The sequence below is a fragment of the Loktanella sp. SALINAS62 genome (genome assembly GCF_018263905.1).
In the GTDB taxonomy this organism is placed as follows: domain Bacteria; phylum Pseudomonadota; class Alphaproteobacteria; order Rhodobacterales; family Rhodobacteraceae; genus Loktanella.
The window spans coordinates 1-1,021 of sequence record NZ_JAAFZU010000029.1; the positions used below are offsets into that span (position 1 = coordinate 1).

Below are 1,021 nucleotides of genomic sequence, written 5' to 3' on the forward strand. Positions count from 1 at the left end.
CCCTTCCCATACCGATCCTTACCCAGATCGATACTGGCCTCTCCTTTCCTCTTACGTTGCCATACCAGGGCCACACTATCAGAGACCAATTGTTCAACCGACAGCCTGAGTTTGGCTTCTTGGTCTCCTTCAACCCTCCTCATGGTCTTACCAGTGCCTTCCCACGTGTGGGACTGGATCATGTCCATCACGACACCTACGACCCTGTTGAAGGCTTCATAGCGGTTGGTGTAACGGCTTGAAACTATATCGTTGGACATCCGGATTCATCCATACTTGCTAATATGTTGGCTAAATCGCCAGTGGTAGATCTCGTGTAACCCATGTTGTGAACATTGGTTTCAAACCTGGCTTGAATGCGGTTGTACAAACTGGTTCTTATCTCTGGTAGTACCTACCTTATACACCCTTCTAACTCCATACTAGGTAGAGTTACAAGTGGACGGCGTTATGCCTAGATCTGTGCATCTGATCCGCAACACACACCTACACGGTAACCAGTCAAAATGGCTGACCATTTCCCGTGATCCTTCGATTAAAGGGACCCGGCCCGGTTGAGGTATCTAAGCCGGTTTACAGAACTAAAATCCCTAATCCGGTACACACCCTATGTACGATATCCCTACGGGGGTGGGGTGGCACTTGCCCCGGTGGCCTGCTCAATAAATGGCTATAGACCAGCATACCCTAGGAGCCGCTGTAAGGCCGCCTAGACTGTGTACTTCAATGTTAGCGACAACTAGGGCGTCTGACATTCAAGCACCTCTAAGGGGCCTTACAGCCGCAGGAGGATGCCACCTTGAAGTTTGGTCGGGTCCCACGCTGTTGAGCTTCTCGCATTAATAATGGTCCAGCCTGACCGTAGAACAAACCGTAGTACATTTGGTGCCTGTTGACCTAGAGCTTCAAACGACGATATTCCTTGTTTTGCTGACGTTTGAAGATCTTGCGGTGCCTGCAACGGGCACAAAACCAAAACATGCCGAGGAAACCAACCTCTCCTGGGCACCACGATTTCCCC

The 1,021-nt window shown here is 50.3% G+C and carries 1 protein-coding gene; it reads right to left on the bottom strand.

The window, feature by feature from the left end; translation table 11 throughout:
* A partial coding sequence (locus GZH79_RS11230; RefSeq protein ID WP_211643882.1) for a hypothetical protein occupies positions 1-260 on the bottom strand: 260 nt, incomplete at its 3' end.
* Positions 261-1,021: the final 761 nt, after the last annotated feature.